Origin of the sequence: Dehalobacterium formicoaceticum, assembly GCF_002224645.1 — a bacterium.
GTDB lineage: Bacteria > Bacillota > Dehalobacteriia > Dehalobacteriales > Dehalobacteriaceae > Dehalobacterium > Dehalobacterium formicoaceticum.
Window position 1 is genome coordinate 1,789,390 of record NZ_CP022121.1, and the last position, 16,600, is coordinate 1,805,989.

General features: G+C 45.5%; 15 protein-coding genes, 1 pseudogene and 1 other annotated feature. Of the genes and pseudogenes, 14 read left to right on the forward strand and 2 right to left on the reverse strand.

All coding sequences use genetic code 11. The features are described from left to right. The first annotated feature begins 77 nt into the window (after positions 1–77). The 9 genes and pseudogenes from mttB to CEQ75_RS08800 all read left to right on the forward strand — a co-directional run bounded on the left by mttB (position 78) and on the right by CEQ75_RS08800 (position 7,243). Positions 78–1,493 (forward strand): annotated as a pseudogene (mttB, locus tag CEQ75_RS18930) ([trimethylamine--corrinoid protein] Co-methyltransferase). A 392-nt stretch (positions 1,494–1,885) separates the two neighbouring features. Next, positions 1,886–2,716, forward strand: coding sequence for a peptidoglycan editing factor PgeF (pgeF, locus tag CEQ75_RS08765; protein WP_089609994.1), 831 nt, complete (start codon positions 1,886–1,888; stop codon positions 2,714–2,716). Beyond that, positions 2,717–3,697 carry a biotin/lipoyl attachment domain-containing protein gene (locus CEQ75_RS08770; RefSeq protein WP_089609995.1) on the forward strand — a complete coding sequence of 327 codons (981 nt, stop codon included), beginning with the start codon at positions 2,717–2,719 and terminating at the stop codon, positions 3,695–3,697. An 18-nt stretch (positions 3,698–3,715) separates the two neighbouring features. Further along, complete coding sequence (locus CEQ75_RS08775) at positions 3,716–4,411, forward strand: YggS family pyridoxal phosphate-dependent enzyme (protein ID WP_242965424.1); 696 nt, start codon at positions 3,716–3,718, stop codon at positions 4,409–4,411. A 156-nt stretch (positions 4,412–4,567) separates the two neighbouring features. Further along, on the forward strand, positions 4,568–5,026 hold the full coding sequence (locus CEQ75_RS08780; RefSeq protein ID WP_089609997.1) for a cell division protein SepF: 459 nt from the start codon (positions 4,568–4,570) through the stop codon (positions 5,024–5,026). Between the two features lie 14 nt (positions 5,027–5,040). Next, entirely contained in the window at positions 5,041–5,850 is an 810-nt protein-coding gene (gene proC / locus CEQ75_RS08785; RefSeq protein ID WP_089609998.1) for a pyrroline-5-carboxylate reductase, read from the forward strand. Positions 5,851–5,865: 15 nt separating this feature from the next. After that, the gene (locus CEQ75_RS08790) at positions 5,866–6,123 is read left to right on the forward strand and encodes a YggT family protein (RefSeq protein WP_089609999.1); all 258 of its coding nucleotides are present in this window, start codon (positions 5,866–5,868) and stop codon (positions 6,121–6,123) included. Further along, entirely contained in the window at positions 6,123–6,920 is a 798-nt protein-coding gene (locus CEQ75_RS08795; protein ID WP_089610000.1) for a YlmH family RNA-binding protein, read from the forward strand. Before CEQ75_RS08790 ends, CEQ75_RS08795 begins: the two co-directional genes overlap by 1 nt. A gap of 35 nt (positions 6,921–6,955) precedes the next feature. Next, positions 6,956–7,243, forward strand: a complete 288-nt coding sequence (locus CEQ75_RS08800) for a DUF167 domain-containing protein (RefSeq protein ID WP_089610001.1) — start codon at positions 6,956–6,958, stop codon at positions 7,241–7,243. A gap of 195 nt (positions 7,244–7,438) precedes the next feature. Continuing rightward, positions 7,439–7,646: a binding site (T-box leader), on the forward strand. A 216-nt stretch (positions 7,647–7,862) separates the two neighbouring features. Here CEQ75_RS08800 and CEQ75_RS08805 read toward each other — a convergent pair. Next, positions 7,863–9,095: an IS110 family RNA-guided transposase gene (locus CEQ75_RS08805; protein ID WP_089608955.1), complete on the reverse strand. Its 1,233-nt coding sequence runs from the start codon at positions 9,093–9,095 to the stop codon at positions 7,863–7,865. A 713-nt stretch (positions 9,096–9,808) separates the two neighbouring features. On the opposite strand from CEQ75_RS08805, the gene ileS reads away from it, so the two are divergent. From ileS to CEQ75_RS08825, 4 genes are all read left to right on the forward strand, one after another. Next, positions 9,809–12,583: an isoleucine--tRNA ligase gene (ileS, locus tag CEQ75_RS08810; protein ID WP_089610002.1), complete on the forward strand. Its 2,775-nt coding sequence runs from the start codon at positions 9,809–9,811 to the stop codon at positions 12,581–12,583. A 120-nt stretch (positions 12,584–12,703) separates the two neighbouring features. After that, positions 12,704–12,979 (forward strand): ACT domain-containing protein, encoded by a 276-nt coding sequence (locus CEQ75_RS08815; RefSeq protein ID WP_242965425.1) that lies wholly within the window; start codon positions 12,704–12,706, stop codon positions 12,977–12,979. A 46-nt stretch (positions 12,980–13,025) separates the two neighbouring features. Next, positions 13,026–14,393 (forward strand): PFL family protein, encoded by a 1,368-nt coding sequence (locus CEQ75_RS08820; RefSeq protein ID WP_089610004.1) that lies wholly within the window; start codon positions 13,026–13,028, stop codon positions 14,391–14,393. Positions 14,394–14,462: 69 nt separating this feature from the next. Further along, positions 14,463–15,161, forward strand: coding sequence for a sulfite reductase subunit beta (hemoprotein) (locus tag CEQ75_RS08825; protein WP_089610005.1), 699 nt, complete (start codon positions 14,463–14,465; stop codon positions 15,159–15,161). A gap of 36 nt (positions 15,162–15,197) precedes the next feature. Here the strand turns inward: CEQ75_RS08825 and CEQ75_RS08830 are convergent, their stop codons facing one another. Then, on the reverse strand, positions 15,198–15,524 hold the full coding sequence (locus CEQ75_RS08830) for a winged helix-turn-helix domain-containing protein (protein WP_089610006.1): 327 nt from the start codon (positions 15,522–15,524) through the stop codon (positions 15,198–15,200). Between the two features lie 254 nt (positions 15,525–15,778). Between CEQ75_RS08830 and yqeC the strand changes: the two genes are divergently transcribed. After that, positions 15,779–16,555: a selenium cofactor biosynthesis protein YqeC gene (gene yqeC / locus CEQ75_RS08835; RefSeq protein WP_089610007.1), complete on the forward strand. Its 777-nt coding sequence runs from the start codon at positions 15,779–15,781 to the stop codon at positions 16,553–16,555. Positions 16,556–16,600 lie beyond the last annotated feature (45 nt).

Genomic DNA, 16,600 nt, shown 5'->3' on the forward strand with positions numbered 1-16,600 from the left:
TTCAGAAAGGTGGTTAAAAAATGACAATCAGAAATCCCAGATCAAATTACACACAAAAAAGCGGTTTTAGCATTAACATGTACACCGATGATGAACTGAGACAAATTCATAATGCGACATTAGAAGTTTTGTGGCTGGAAGGAGTTCATTTCACATCTAAAGAAGCTTTGGATCTTTTCGAAGATGCAGGTGCTGTGGTAGACCGCAAAGAATCCTTAGTACGCATTCCCTCTTATTTGGTAGAAGATGCCATCCGTTCAGCTCCCAGCTCCATTGTCTTAGGCGGGCGGGATCCCAAAAATGACTGTGTTCTGGAAGACACCCGAGTCAACTTTACGACCTTTGGCGCCGGTGTGAAAATGATCGACCCCTATACCGGAGAAGTCAGAAATACCGTTAAGGCTGACGTGGCCGGGACTGCATTGGTTGCAGACTATCTGGAGGGTGTAGATGTTTACTCCCATTCAGTTTCAGCGCGGGATTGTCCCTCAGTATCCGTTGACATGCATGAAGCGGAAGCTTTCTTAAGCAATACCACCAAGCACTGCATGCATATTGACCTTCTATCCGGTGAACATGCCAAGAAATATATCGAAATGGGTGCCGCCATTATGGGCGGGATGGATAATCTGAGAAAACGGCCTGTGATCTCTGCCTTAACTTGTCCTCAAAGTCCGCTCCAGCTGCATTCGGAATGTTGCGGAATTATCATTGAGTTTGCCAGAGCAGGTATTCCATGTAATATTTTATCCATGGCCATGTCCGGCGCCACCACACCGGTAACCATTGCCGGAACCTTAGTCATCCATAATGCGGAGGTTCTTGCGGGAATCACCTTATCCCAATTGGCACAGAGGGGAGCCCCGGTTATGTACGGAAGCTCCACTACCACCTTTGACCTGCAATTTGCTACCGCTCCTGTTGGTTCCCCGGAACTGGGGATCTGCAGCGCCGGAGTTGCTGCTTTAGCCCAATTCTATCTCTTGCCCAGCTTTACCGCAGGGACATAGGCTGACAGCAAATTAACCGACGTACAAGCCGGATTTGAAAAAACCATCACAGCTTTGCTTCCTGCTTTAGCAGGTGTGAACCTGATTTATGGTATGGGTATGTTGGAGTTAGGGGTAACCTTCAGCTATGCTCAACTTCTCATTGATGATGAAATTGCCCGCATGGTGAAGAGAGTAGTGCGCGGTGTGGATATAAATGATGCGACCTTAGCCGTTGATCTGATCAGGAAGGTCGGTGGCGGCACCGGTAAACATTATTTATTAGAAGAGCACACCATGGAACATGTCAGAACAGAACAATCCAGAGGGAAACTCTTTGACCGTAAAATGCGTCTAACCTGGGAAGCAGAAACCGGTGGTAAAGATGCCGGCGAACGTGCTGCTGATAAAGCCAGAGAGATCTTAAACGAATACAAACCGGAGCCCTTGGATAAGGACGTTGCTGCCGAAATGAGAAAGATCGTAGAAAGCTTAGAAAAATAAGCTTGATTTCAAAATACCCCATAATGCAATTAAATTAATAAACAGTGCCGGAAATGCAGAAAGAGGGTAGGATCCCTTTTTCCGCAGCACAAGCACTGTGAGATTAAAAACCATTAACAGAGAGGAAATGTAGGTGCATTTCCTCTCTGTTATTTTACTTTAATGAGGGAGTATAACTTTTAAAAGGTTAAAAGGTTAAAAGGTTAAAAATATAAGTGCAACTAAGGCCAAGGTTAAGCTTTTTTGAATTTATGCTTACCCTTTTTGCGTACAGAAGGGGATTTTTATGAGAAATCCTAAAGCAGTGAAAAGAGGGGAGAAAAAGGCACCTATTGTACCAAAATTCAACAAATGGTATAATAAATTATAAGTTTTTTATCAGGAGAAATTCTATGAAAAATTTTGTTAAAGAACCTATCCAAGATACATATATTTTTACCATTCCCGACTTTTCCCGTTCCGGATTGGTAAAACACGGTTTTACCTGCCGCTTGGGCGGCGTCAGCCAGGGTGATTTTTCATCTTTAAATCTGGCTTTTCATGTGGGAGATGATCCTGACCATGTTATTGCCAATCGGAAGAAAATTGTGCATCTTTTAGGAGGAAAACTGGAATCCCTGGTCGCGTCAGAGCAGGTGCATGATCATCAGGTCTTTGTGGTGGGAGCATCGGATCAGGGACGGGGCAGTGATACCTATGAAACGGCCATACCCTGCACCGATGCGTTAATCACAGATGTTCCCGGGGTGATGCTAAGCTCTTATTATGCGGATTGTGTTCCCTTGTTCTTTCTTGATCCTGAGCATCAGGTGATAGCCCTGGCCCATGCCGGATGGAGAGGCACCGTGCTGCATATGGGAGTAATTACTCTTAAAAAAATGTCGGAAACATATGGGACAAGGCCGGAAAAATGTTTGGTGGGCATTGGTCCCTCCATTGGCAGCTGCTGTTTTCAGGTGGATCAAAAGGTATTGGATGTATTTGCTTCCTCTTTTGATTTTTACCAACAATACACTAAGGCCCAAGGTGAAGATAAATGGACCATTGATTTGCCCGGGGTCAACGAGCAACTTTTGATCCAGAGCGGTGTGCAGCCAGAGCATATCACAAAAAGCGATCTGTGCACTTCCTGCAATATTGATTTATTTTTTTCACATCGTAAGGAACAAGGCAGAACCGGCCGGCAGGCTGCATTGATCATGCTGAATGAGGAGTCTGGTTAAATGAAGAAACGTCCTCAAAAAAATCATAAGCGAGTGTGGCATCGCCATAAAGTCCAGCCGGATAAAAAAAAGGTGCTGGCTGGGGCATTGTTATTGATCGCTGTTTTATTTCTTTATCATCCCTTGAAAAACTTTGCCGTAAGTAAAATGGTGCGCTTCGGTACGGCAGAGTGGAAAGTTTTGGAGCAATCCACCCAAGAAGAGGCGCTTATAATCCGGGAGGAAAATGTGATTACCGCACCCTCTGACGGAACCTTTGAAACGGTTGCGGCAGATAACGGGAAGGTGGCAGTGGGTCAGATTATCGGCTACATCAAAACCCGGGGAGCTGCAGCTCAGGCTGATGCCCTGAAGATTCCTGTGAAAGCACCTAAAGCAGGACTTTTATCCTACCATACCGATGGTTTGGAGGATGTTTTGAAACCGGATTTGCTCAATAATTTACATATTGACAAAATTGCTTCTATTATCTCTCAACAACAAAAAGAGACGGTGCACCTGCCCCAAACTGCCCAGGGCAAACCAATCTGCAAAATAGTTGATAATCTTGTTAACCCCTATTTTTACATCGAAACGGATCATCAGAATCTGGAGCGGTTTGTGGAAAAAGGAGAAAAAATTAGTGTGCGCTTTCCTAATGGGTTGGCCTCCCAGGTTGTGGTTCAGGAAGTGAAAAAAAGTGACCATAAATTTATTATTCTGGTCAAAGCGTTGAATGCACCGGATCTGGATTTAACAACAAGAGAACTTCCCATAGAGCTGATTTTCGATTCTTATGAGGGTGTTGTGATTTCAAAGAATGCTTTGGTTAAGGAAAATGATGAAGACGGGGTCTTTATTTCCCGGGAAAAGGTCTGCGTGTGGAAAAAGGTAGAGATAATGGGATCAATAGGTAACGAAACTGTTGTTTCCGGTTTAGAAGTTGGGGAACAATATATTATCAATCCTTCCTTCATAAAGAAGGGTCAAATAATAAATTAGATGCGGAGGGTCAAAGATTTGTCTCAGATTAGGACGGCCATCAACCGGATTCAAGATGAGATTAAAAGCGCACAAGAAAGAAGCCCGTATGGGGCAAAGGATGTCTTGCTTTTGGCTGTGACCAAAAATGTAGATGCCGAACGTATGAAGGAGGCCATGACCGCAGGTATTTCGGCATTTGGGGAAAACAGGGTTCAGGAAATCGAAAAGAAATATGACCAGATCCCTACAGAGGCATCATGGCATTTAATTGGACATCTCCAGAAAAATAAGGTAAAATACATCATTAATAAGGTAGCATTGATTCATTCTTTAGATAGTACAGCTTTAGCAGAGGAAATTAATAAAAGAGCGCAGCAGGTGAACCTGGTCATGCCGGTGCTGGTGCAGGTTAATGTTGCGGATGAAGAAACCAAATTCGGCGTAACGCCGGATGAGGCGATCCCCTTGATTCAAGGAATCCGGGCATTACCCCATCTGAAAATTTCCGGTCTGATGACCATCGCGCCATTGGTAGATGAGGCTGAAAAAGTTCGTCCCGTTTTTCGGCAATTACGGGAACTCAGGGATCAGATTCAGGAAATGAACTTACCCGGTGTTTCCATGGATTATTTATCTATGGGGATGACCAATGATTATCAAATCGCCGTTGAAGAAGGTGCCAACATCGTGCGCATTGGCAGCGGGATTTTCGGAGCAAGATTGCCTAACTAACTTGGGGACAAGCCTCTGGGGGAAATTACCCCAATATATACGGGAGCTAAAGGATAGTGGCAAGTGAAACGTCTCCACAACAACGTCCCACGAAGATACCCGTGATAATGCTGGCAAACGAAACGTCCCCGTGACATACAATAAGGAGGAATTTCCATGAGTAAAATCTTAGATAAAATGATGGGTGCCATTGGTTTTGAAGTAGCTGAAGAAGAGGAAATTATTGAGACCACAGAAGAAAACTACGCTCAAAATGACCGGGAAAAAAGACAGAAAAAGGCTAACCTTTTAGGCTTGCCCAGTCAGCGGCCGGTTACGATGATGCTGGTTAAGGCTGAGTCTTATGATGAGGTAGAATCCATCGGACAGAATATCAAAGAACGGCGTCCTGTCATTGTCAATTTTGATGACGTGGATAAAGAAACGGCCCAGCGCATGATCGACTTTTTAAGCGGCGCAGTTTTTGCTTTGGATGGCTCGGTGCAGAAGGTTTCCATGGGCACATTCCTATTTGCGACTACCAATTTGGACGTGGTGGGTCAAATTGCGGCGGAATATGTGGAAGAATATAAGGAAAACAATTTTTTTAAAGGATTTGCCTGGAACAAGAAATAAGATGGAGGCGCAATGTGACAGTTAATATCGGGTTTATTGGTGCCGGTGCAATGGGGGAAGCCTTTGTTTCCGGATTATTGAAGACGGAGGAATATTCTCCTCAAACGGTACATGTTCATGATATCAAAGAGAAGCGGCTGCTTTATCTGAAAGAAAAATATGGCATCCAAACTTATGAAGACCCCCGTGAATTGGTAGCAAAATGTGAGGTCATTGTTTTTTCAGTCAAGCCACAGAATATTCGGGAGGTTTTATCATCTCTGAAAGATGATTTTACGGAAAAACACTTGATCATTTCCATTGTCGCCGGTTTTTCCATCGATTCCATTTATCAATATGTATCTGAAAAAGTAAGTGTCATTCGGGCGATGCCCAACACCCCCTGCCTGATCCGGAAAGGTGTTACCTGTATGGCTTTTTCGGATAATGTCAGTGAAGCACAAAAAGAGATCGCCTTGAATATTATGGGTTCGGTAGGTAATGTTCATATTTTGCAGGAAAGACTGCTCGATGCCGTGACAGGTCTGTCGGGCAGCGGGCCGGCATATATATTTTTAGTAATTGAAGCCTTATGTGATGCCGGGGTCCGGGCGGGTATCCCCCGGGATATTGCCCTGGATTTATCGGTGCAAACGATGATTGGGTCGGCCACCATGGCGGACATCACCAAAACCCACCCTGCGATTCTTAAGGATCAGGTGATCACACCTGACGGAACCACAATTGCTGCCTTGCATGTTCTGGAACGTGCCGGTGTGCGGGTAGCTTTTATGGATGCTGTGATTGCAGCAGCTGAAAGATCCCGGGAACTGGGCACAGAATAAAAAAGGGGGAAGACGATGTCGGTCTATTCTATTGTGCGCACGGCCTTTGAGGTTTTAAACTGGTTGATTATTATCAGAGTGATACTTTCCTGGATCAGGCATGATCCGCGTAATCCGCTGATTCGCTTTATTTATGAAATTACGGAACCAATTTTGGCTCCCATCCGTCGTTTGATCCCTATACGGCCGGGGATGCCCATTGATTGGTCTCCTTTTGTGGCCATTTTACTGCTCATGTTGGTAGAGCAATTTGTTTATAGGTTTTTATTGTAATGAGAGGAAAATTGGACCGGGAAAAATGCCTGTCTCATATTAGAGATCAGGAATTGAAGCAATCGATGATGCGCCTGTTGGATCTCTGGGAACGGGCGTTTTTTCGTCACCGCACTGAAGTTACGGATTTTTATTATCCCTATACCCAGCAGATGGCCATGGATATTCTACGGGGTCTCCCGGAGATGTCTTTTGCCCCTTTTGGCGGCTATGAAGAGGCGGAAAGAAAAAGAATTGCCATCATTCCCGGGGAAGCTTCGGCCGGGGATGAGGATTTCAAATTGGCCTATCTCCAGGTGGAGGGCCATTTTAAATTTCGCGAGGTCAGCCACCGGGACTATTTGGGTTCCCTTTTATCATTGGGCCTGGGGCGGGAAAAAATCGGCGATCTCCTAGTAGGGGAAAAGGGTTGTCAGGTGATTCTGGAGCAGGATATTTTGTCTTATATCCGGCTCAATTGGACACAGGTGAACGCGGTCTCTGTTCAGGTCCGGGAAATTTCCCGGGAGGATCTGACAGTGCCCCAGGGGGAAAAAAAGGAGATTAAATCAACAGTGGCCTCACCTCGTCTGGATGCGGTTCTTAGTGTAGGCTTTGCCAGTTCCCGCACAAAGACCTTGCCGGAGATTAAAGGCGGCAAAGTACGGGTCAACTGGAAAACAATCACGGATCCTGCTTATCAAATCAAAGAGGGTGATCACATTTCCTGTCGGGGCAAAGGGCGCATTGAGATGGAGTCAATTTCAGGTCCCACCCAAAAGGGACGGTTTTTTGTGCGCATTGCCCGGTATTGTTAGTGGGAGTCTCGGAATTTGATTAAAGGATGATAGAAATGCTCAATTTGACCGAAAAGGACGGCAACGTAATCCTGAAAGTAAAGGTGCAGCCCCGGGCTTCCAAAAATGAACTGGCCGGGATTTTGGGCGATGCTGTAAAATTAAGGATTACGGCGCCCCCGGTGGAGGGGGAAGCGAATAAAGCAGTGATCCGGTTTTTTGCCCGTTTATTTAAGCTTCCCCAAACCAGTGTGCAGATTATCTCAGGGGACACCTCCCGGAATAAGGTAGTGGAATTGACCGGAGTCACCTTGAAAGAGGTAGAAGATCAGATTAATGGTTAAATTTTAGTTAAATATTGCCAAAAAAAGATCCACAAACAGATTTATGGTTGAAATTTTGCTGAATTTGGATATAATAATACTGAATTAGAAGTGCGGAACTAATTGTCCGATTGCAAACTGTACGAAAACCAAGAACTCTGTTTGTTGTTCTGGTTTGACATGATTGCTCAGGATTATACAAGATTTTAAAATAACGAGAAAGCGATGATAGGGATAAGTAAGCAGAGAGGTTGATCAGCGAATCCGGGGAGGTGGAAGCCGGGTAAGCCCACTGTTGAAATGATCACCCGGGAGCGATAACCTGAAAATAGTAGGGTTTTACGGGTTCGGCCGTTATCCGAAAAAGTAAGTGGCGTGTAATTAGCGCAACTAGGGTGGTACCGCGGATCTTTCCGTCCCTTTGGGGATTGGAGAGATTTTTTTATACACTATCTACTCAATTTGTTATGTTGAAAGCCTAGCGGTAAAATGTCAACATTAAAAAAATGAGAAATTGGAAAAAAAATAAGGGAACATGAAAAGTTCTGCTAAAAAAGGGTAACCCAAATAAACCTCGCACCAAATACCAATAAATGTAAGACGGTGAAAGGATATAAGAAGACCCAGTTAGGAAAAAGAGTTAATCTCTCCTTTCTGGTGGTGTGTACAGTTTGTTGGTCTTTAGTAGCATAAAGACCAACCGTACCAATTTTCGGGCAGTTAAGACGAGAGCACGTTTGTGCTGATGTTTCAAAGCTTCAGAATACTTTTTAGCATAAAAGGCGGCGTAATCACTATCATAGCGACGAACAAGGTTGGCAGCTTGTACCAAATAGTAACGCAGATACTTGTTGCCGGTACGTAATCGCTTAGTTTCATCGCTTTCAAATTCTCCGGATTGATATTGGGACCAAACAAGGCCTGTATACTTAGCCAGGGCATTATGATTGTCAAAGCGATTAATATCACCAATTTCAGCAATAATACCGGCAGCAAATACAGGACCAATGCCTTTGACTGAAGACAAAGTTTCAGGGACAGATTTCATGATCTTTCCAATTTCTTTATCGATCTTAGTGACTTCTTTTTCCATGGTCTGAATTACAGTAAGCATGACCGATAAAGAAAGATTAACAGGATCAGCCATGGCCTTATCAAGGCGATATGAAGAGCGAGCCAGTTTTTGTAAGAATAAAGCTAACTCTTCAGGGTTATCAAAACGGTTTTTCCCTTTTTCCTTTAGAAAATCCACCAATTCAGTAATGGACATGGAAACAATCTGTTCAGGCTCAAGTTCTTGCAAAACTGCCAGGCAGGTAGCCCCAAACATATTGGAAAAAGGGTTGTCCTGGCGCAGACCACTGAATTTAAGGAAGACCTGATTGAGAAAGTAGGTTTTGTCTCGGGCGATACTTTGCATCAGATGAAAGCGGGTTCGTGTAAGTCGCTGAAGAGCTTCATATTGAATGCACGAAGTCAATTCATGAGGAAGACGGCCAAATCTAAGTTGGTCCGCAATCACCCAGGCATCAATACGGTCATTTTTAGGAAGACAATCATATCCTTTCTTGAAACGAGCTACCTTTCTTGCATTAAGTACAAAAACCTGAGACTGAAAATCAGTAACTTCGTGGAGCCCGGCATTGAGAAAATGGGCTAAATGCCAGCCCAAATTAGAAGTAGCCTCCATACCAACACGAACAAGACTAGTCTGATATTTGACAGCAGATTGAAGGATACGTTGCAATAAAGTTTCAGCCCCGTTTAAATCGTTGGGAATAGAAAAGGAAGCAAGAGCATCACCGGAATCATTCATGAACTGCACAGAATGAGAGCGGAGGCTCACGTCAATTCCTACCATAAGATTTGCCATATCCACACCTCCCTTCGATAAATAATCAAATACTTCTCAGACCTGGGTGCCCATGGGAACCATCTAAAGCAGCCTCGTCATCAGAACTCATGAACAGGAAAACGACAGCTTGGGTGCTACCCCCGAATTCCTGACCCGGTGCAACTAGCGGTTAGATACTCGATGATGGACCACGGGTGGCAGGCTTTATAAAGCAGTATCCAGCAGGATCCGCAAGGAGTGACAGAAATCTCCCGAAAAGTACCTGTCGATCCCATTGTCCCATGAGCAGGTCCAAGAAACAAGACAGAATAAAGCAATAAAAAAGACAGCAAAAAGAGAACAAAAAGGCAACAAAAAACCAGCCAAGCAACAGCTAGTATTTCTACTCTGGCTGGCTGGTTTCCAATCACTAAGGAATTCAAGCATCCTGTTATGGGTCATATACCCTGAGCGTATTATATTTAAACGCCATAGTAACCAGGATTACTGATTTCCAAAAGTGCTCTATATTCAATTAAAAAGTTTTACCATCTAGTTTTGAAGAAACAAATCAAACAACAAAATGATTTGACCACAATCTATAATCGCGCGCCTTACAGATTAAACATGGACTACAAGTTTGCGAATGAAGAGATTCTTCAAAACTGGGAACCGGTTCCCCGGATCGCTATTCTTCAACTGGAAATTATGCTATCCGGTGGATCTAATACTATTATACGAGGAGTTTCACAATGGATTATTCGAAAACACTGAATTTACCTCAAACTGATTTTCCCATGCGGGGAAATTTGCCCAAAAGAGAACCGGAAATGATGCAATTTTGGGCAGATTTAAACATTTATGAAAAAGTACAGGAAAAAACTAAAGGACGGCCCAAATTTATCTTGCATGACGGTCCCCCTTATGCCAATGGAGATATTCATCTGGGTCATACCTTAAATAAAGTGTTGAAGGACATAATTGTTAAATTCAAATCCATGGATGGCTTTGATGCCCCTTATATCCCCGGCTGGGATACCCATGGACTGCCTATTGAGCAAAGAGCGATTAAGGATTTGGGCTTAAACCGCCACAAAGTGAGTGTTGTGGAATTCCGCCAGAAATGTGCCGATTATGCCATGAAATATGTTAATTTGCAGCGGGAACAATTTAAACGCTTAGGGGTGCGGGGAGATTGGGAACACCCTTATATCACTCTTTTGCCGGAATATGAAGCCGTTCAGATCGGCGTTTTTGGTGAAATGGCAAAGAAAGGATATATCTATAAAGGGCTGAAACCTGTTTATTGGTGTGCCGATTGTGAAACTGCTTTGGCGGAAGCCGAGGTGGAGTATGCAGATGCTAAATCACCTTCCATTTATGTCAAGTTTCAGGTCAAGGACGGTAAGGGTATCCTGGACCAAGACGCTAGTTTTGTCATTTGGACCACCACGCCCTGGACGATTCCCGCCAATGTGGCGATCAGCGTCCATCCTGATTTTGACTATTGTCTGGCTGAGGTTGAAGGGGAAAAGATTGTTCTGGCCAAGGAATTATTACCCGGCTTCATGCAGCTGCTGGAAAAAGAAAATTATAAAATCCTGAAAGAATTTAAAGGGGCTGAATTAGAGTACATTGTGTGCCGTCATCCTATTATGGACCGGGATTCTCTGGTGATTTTAGGTGAGCACGTAACCTTGGAGGCAGGTACCGGCTGTGTCCACACCGCGCCGGGACACGGAGCGGACGACTTTGAAGTGGGAAAGAAATATCATCTGCCCGTGATTTCCCCTTTGGATGACCGGGGCGTATTTACGGCGGAAGGGGCTCAATTTCAGGGCATGAAGACCGGGGAAGCCAACAAGGCAGTAATTAAGGAACTGGCGGAAAAAGGTGCCTTAATGAAACAGGTCACCATCAACCATCAGTATCCTCATTGCTGGCGCTGCAAACATCCGATTTTATACCGGGCTACGGAGCAATGGTTTGCTTCCATTGACGGGTTCCGGGAGCAGACTTTGGCAGAAATTGATCGGGTACAGTGGATTCCCGCCTGGGGCAGAGACCGCATCTATAATATGATTAAGGACCGGGGTGACTGGTGTATTTCGCGACAGCGCACCTGGGGCGTACCCATCCCCATTTTCTATTGTCAGGATTGCGGTCATCCGGTGATTAATGACGATACCATCAAACACATTCAGCATCTTTTCCGGGAACACGGTTCTCAGATTTGGTTTGCCAAAGAAGCGGAAGACTTGGTGCCGCCCGGATTAAAATGCGATCAGTGCGGTCATGATCATTTCAGGAAGGAAACGGATATTATGGATGTTTGGTTCGATTCCGGTTCCAGTCATGCCGCTGTGTTGGAAACAAGGGAAGACCAAAGGTGGCCCGCAGATCTTTATTTGGAAGGAAGCGACCAGCATCGGGGCTGGTTTAATTCATCTCTTTCCACCGCTGTGGCAACCAGAGGCAAAGCTCCTTATAAGGCCGTGTTAACCCATGGTTTTGTCGTGGATGAAAAAGGGCGGAAGATGTCCAAATCCATGGGCAATGTGGTGGATCCTTTAAAGGTTATCGACCAAATGGGGGCGGATGTGATGCGGCTCTGGGTTGCCTCCGCTGATTACCGTTCCGATCTGGCCAATTCCCCGGGAATTATGAAACAGATTGCTGAGGCCTATCGTAAAATCCGCAACACCGCCCGCTTTTTAATGAGCAATCTTTATGATTTTGATCCCGTAAAGGACAGGGTGGCATATGAGGACTTGGAGGAAATCGACCGCTGGGCAATGCACCAGCTGACGAATTTGATTGATCGTTCTTTAAAAGCGTATCGAGATTATGAGTTCCATGTTGTTTACCATGCCATTCACAAATTCTGCGTGGTGGACATGAGTGCCTTTTATTTAGACATTGTCAAGGATCGGGTTTATTCCTCCCTGGCCCAGGATCAGGGACGGCGTGCCGCGCAAACGGTGATGTACGATACGATCCATGCCCTGGTGCGTTTGATTGCCCCAATTCTGACTTTTACCTCAGAAGAAATCTGGCCTTATCTGCCCAAAGAAGGGGATGCCCCCGAGAGTGTTCAGATGGCAGCCATGCCCCAGGTGGAAGAGAAATATCTTAATGATCAGCTGGCTGAAAAATGGAACCGGATTTTAGATGTGAGAGAAAAGGTATCCAAAGAATTGGAAATTGCAAGGCAAGATAAGGTGATCGGCCATTCTCTCAATGCTGCCGTGGATTTATATCCGGATGAAAAAATCTATCAGATCTTAAAACCGGTGGCCGATCAATTGAGCACGATCTTTATTGTTTCTGCGGCCACTTTGCATGATCCGGGTACCGCAGCACCGGCAGAGGCAGGAAAAGCGGAAGATATGGATCTGGCAATTCTCGTTACCCCGGCTGCCGGAGAGAAATGCGAACGTTGCTGGACTTATAGTGTTTCTGTCGGGGAGGATCAAGAGCATCCTACCATCTGCCATCGCTGTTCCCAGGTGGTGCACCAGCTTTAAATTTGTGAACTAAGTTAAGTAAGCTCTGCATCGGGGCTTCAGATGGGGAATCTACCCCACCTGAAGTGCAAAAGTGGAAGTCTTGGAATTTGATCAATAATGGGGGAAAGGAGCAAAGGGATGAAAGATAGAATCATCGTAACGGTAGTCGGCATGGATAAAGTAGGTATTATTGCCCGTGTTACTACCGCTTTGGCTGATGCGGGAGTTAATATTCTGGATATCAGCCAGACCATTATGCAGGATTTTTTCACCATGATTATGATTTGTGATATGTCTGCCGCTCAGGTGGATTTAGCCGGTTTGAAAAAGGCTTTGAATGAGGTGGGGGAGCGCATCGGCGTCAAAATTACGGTGCAGCATGAAGAAATTTTCCAGTATATGCACAGGATTTAACTAAGATACTGTATACAGGAAATAGCTTCTGAAGGGAGGAGTAAATATGCCCATTTCTTTTCAGCTCGATGAAATTATGGAAACCATCCATATGGTCCAGATGGAGAATTTGGATGTACGCACCATTACCATGGGAATTAGTTTAAGGGATTGTGTCCATCCCCAGGTAAAGGTAAGCTGTCAAAAAATCTATGATAAAATTTACCGCTATGCCCAAAACTTAGTGCCGGTGGGGGAAAGCATCGAATCCGATTATGGCATCCCTATTGTTAATAAACGAATTTCCGTGACCCCCATTGCCTTGGTGGCAGAAGGGGCGGAAACAGAAGATTATTTGGCCTTTGGCGAGGTGCTGGATCGGGTGGCCAAAGACGTGGGGGTGAACTTTATTGGCGGCTTCTCGGCTTTGGTTCATAAAGGGTTTACCCAGGGCGACCGGAAATTGATCCGCTCCATCCCCGGGGTTTTGGCCGCCACGGAAAGAGTCTGCTCTTCTGTAAATATCGGAACGACCAAAGCCGGCATCAATATGGATGCGGTTTTGGAAATGGGCCGTGTGGTGAAGTTAACAGCTGATTTGACGGCCCAAGACGGGGGCTTGGGCTGTGCCAAATTAGTGGTCTTCTGCAATGTTCCTGAGGACAACCCCTTCATGGCCGGTGCTTTTCATGGCATTGGCGAGCCGGAGGTAGTGCTCAACGTGGGGGTAAGCGGACCGGGGGTGGTCTTAAATGCCGTGCGCAAACATCCGGAGGCAGATCTGGGGACATTAGCGGAGGTAATTAAGAAAACAGCCTTTAAGGTGACCCGGGCCGGCGAGCTGGTGGGCCGGGTTGCTTCTCAAAAACTCAATGTGCCCTTTGGTATCGTTGACTTATCCCTGGCCCCAACCCCGGCCATTGGGGACAGTGTTGCGGATATTTTGGAAGCCATGGGTCTGGAAAGGTGCGGCACTCATGGCACCACCGCCGCTTTGGCTATGCTCAATGATGCCGTAAAAAAAGGCGGTTCCATGGCATCCTCATATGTAGGCGGGTTAAGCGGCGCCTTTATCCCCGTGAGTGAGGATGCAGGGATGATTCGGGCGGTGGAGGACAAGGCCTTGTCCATTGATAAGCTGGAGGCCATGACCTGCGTCTGTTCCGTGGGGCTGGACATGATTACCGTACCGGGAGACACCACGGCGGAAACCATTGCCGCCATCATCGCCGATGAAGCAGCCATCGGGATGATTAATAATAAGACCACGGCTGTGCGCATCATCCCGGCGCCGGGAAAAAAAGTGGGAGATTATGTTGAGTTTGGCGGTCTTTTAGGGAAGGGACCGGTGATGGCCGTGCATCAGTATGATTCCGCTAAATTTGTGCAAAGAGGGGGGCGCATTCCGGCACCCCTCAATGCCTTAACAAATTAGTGAAAATAGGAACTCCCACTCATAGAAGTGGGAGTCTCGAATTTGATAAATAAAGGGGGAGACCTGACAATGGAATTATCAAATGATCAAATCAAAGCATTAAAAGGGAAGGGGTACATCCTTAATAAAGACGATGTTCATTTTTCCTGTCGGATCGTTACACCGTCGGGGAGACTTAAGGCCGGGGAAGCGAAAAAAATAACGGAGATCAGCGAAAAATACGGGCAAGGTGATATTTATTTAACCCAAAGAATGCAAATCGAGATTCCGGGGCTAAAGTATGAGGATTTGGACCAGGTCACAAAAGAGCTGGCAGATGCAGGCCTGGCCGTTGGCGGAACAGGCAATCGGGTCAGACCGATTACCTCTTGCAAAGGAACCCTTTGTAGATTTGGTTTGTTTGATACCTTTGAACTGACAGCAAAATTAAATGAAAGGTTTTATCAAGGACATTACCATGAGATCCTGCCCGCCAAGCTAAGGATTAGTATCACCGGCTGCCCTCATAATTGTTCCGTGACTCATATGGCTTGTATCGGCTTAATGGGCAAAAAAACGGATCAGGTAGCCATCATCATGGGGGGCATGGATGGCAACGAACAATCTACGGGACAGGAGTTAAGAGGACTTTATACCGTGGATCAGGCTATGGAAATCATGGAAAAGATAATTTCCTATTATCGGGAGCATAGCCTGCCTGGTGAACGGTTAGGTAAAATGGTCTCAAGAATCGGTTTTGCTGCAGTTGAAGAGGCTGTTATAGGATAACAGGGTCCCGGGCGAAGGTTCGGAAGAAGTCAGTTGTCAGTCAAAATGTTTGTGGAATGCAGCTTCAATGGCTGCACCGCATTCTTTTTCAAAGGCCAGGTATTTATCCATGATCGTTTTCGCCTCGTCTGTAAGCTTTGACCCGCCGCCATCATGTCCTCCCGCATGACTGATGATTAAAGGAAAGCCCAGACGTTTTTCGATGTCCTTAATCAATTTATGGGCCTGACTATAAGACATATGAATCCTCCGGGCAGCATGATTTAAAGAACCTGTTTCCTCAATGCCCTTTAGAAGAAGGTAAGGTCCCAGTCCAAAAGCCTTACCTTCTTTTTCTAACCAGATTTTATATTTTACTTGCACGTTTGATCACCTCAGTCAAAATTGTTGGAAGCTAATCCTATTCTAACGGTTTGCTTTTAAAAATGGAAGGGGAAAGCACAGGCAGGCTCCCAAAGAATTTTTAATAAAACATTGATTCTTAGTCGCACCCGATATATTATTATGAATATAGCGTAGATCATAAAGAAAACTTGGCTTCCGTCAGGCCAAAGGCAAACTTTTTAAATTTATCCTTTCTGAAAGTATAAAATTTATTTTTAGGCAAACTTGATAATATGAGGTGGTGGCATTTTGGGGTAAAACAAACATTGCAGGAAGCCTTCTCTGTATCCTCCGGTGATCTGGTGATTTTTGTGGGCGGCGGGGGCAAGACCGGCTCCATGAATCGTTTAGCCATAGAATTAATGGCTTTGGGGAAAAGAGTCATCTATACTACGACAACGAAAATTTTTCCAACAGAACTTGCTAATGAGCTTCATTTAATTGGAGATTTGGAAACTTCTTTGCTATGGGAAAGGATTGTGCCCCAACCGGGCAGTATGGTGGTCCTGGGCAAGGAAATCAACTCAATGGGTAAGATCGTCGGATTGGACAAAGATCAAGTCAATGGGCTGATGGGAGCGGCATCGGACTTGGTGATTCTAGTGGAAGGGGACGGGGCCAACGGCAAGCCCTTTAAAGCACCCAGAGATTATGAACCGGTGATCCCGGAAAAAGCCACTATTGTGGTTCCGGTTGTCGGGATCGATGCTTTGGATAAACCTTTAGATGATAAATATTTTCATGCCTGGGAGCAAATTTCTGCTTTAACCGACGTTCCCCGGGGAGGCATCATTCGAGGGAAGGATGTAGCCCAGGTGTTCTTACACGGGGACGGTTATCAAAAAGGGGTTCCTGACTCGGCACGTTGGATCCCTTTTATTAATAAGGCGGATACGGGGGAAGATGAGGTAAAAGCACAGGAGTTGGCAGGGATCCTGAAAGAAAAAGGCGTGGCAAGGGTGGTCTTTGGCTCTTTGAGGCGGGAAAATAATCCGGTGGAAGTGGTGTGAGCTGATTCAGGAAAAAGCTGCCCGGGCTAAACCGGTCATATCAAT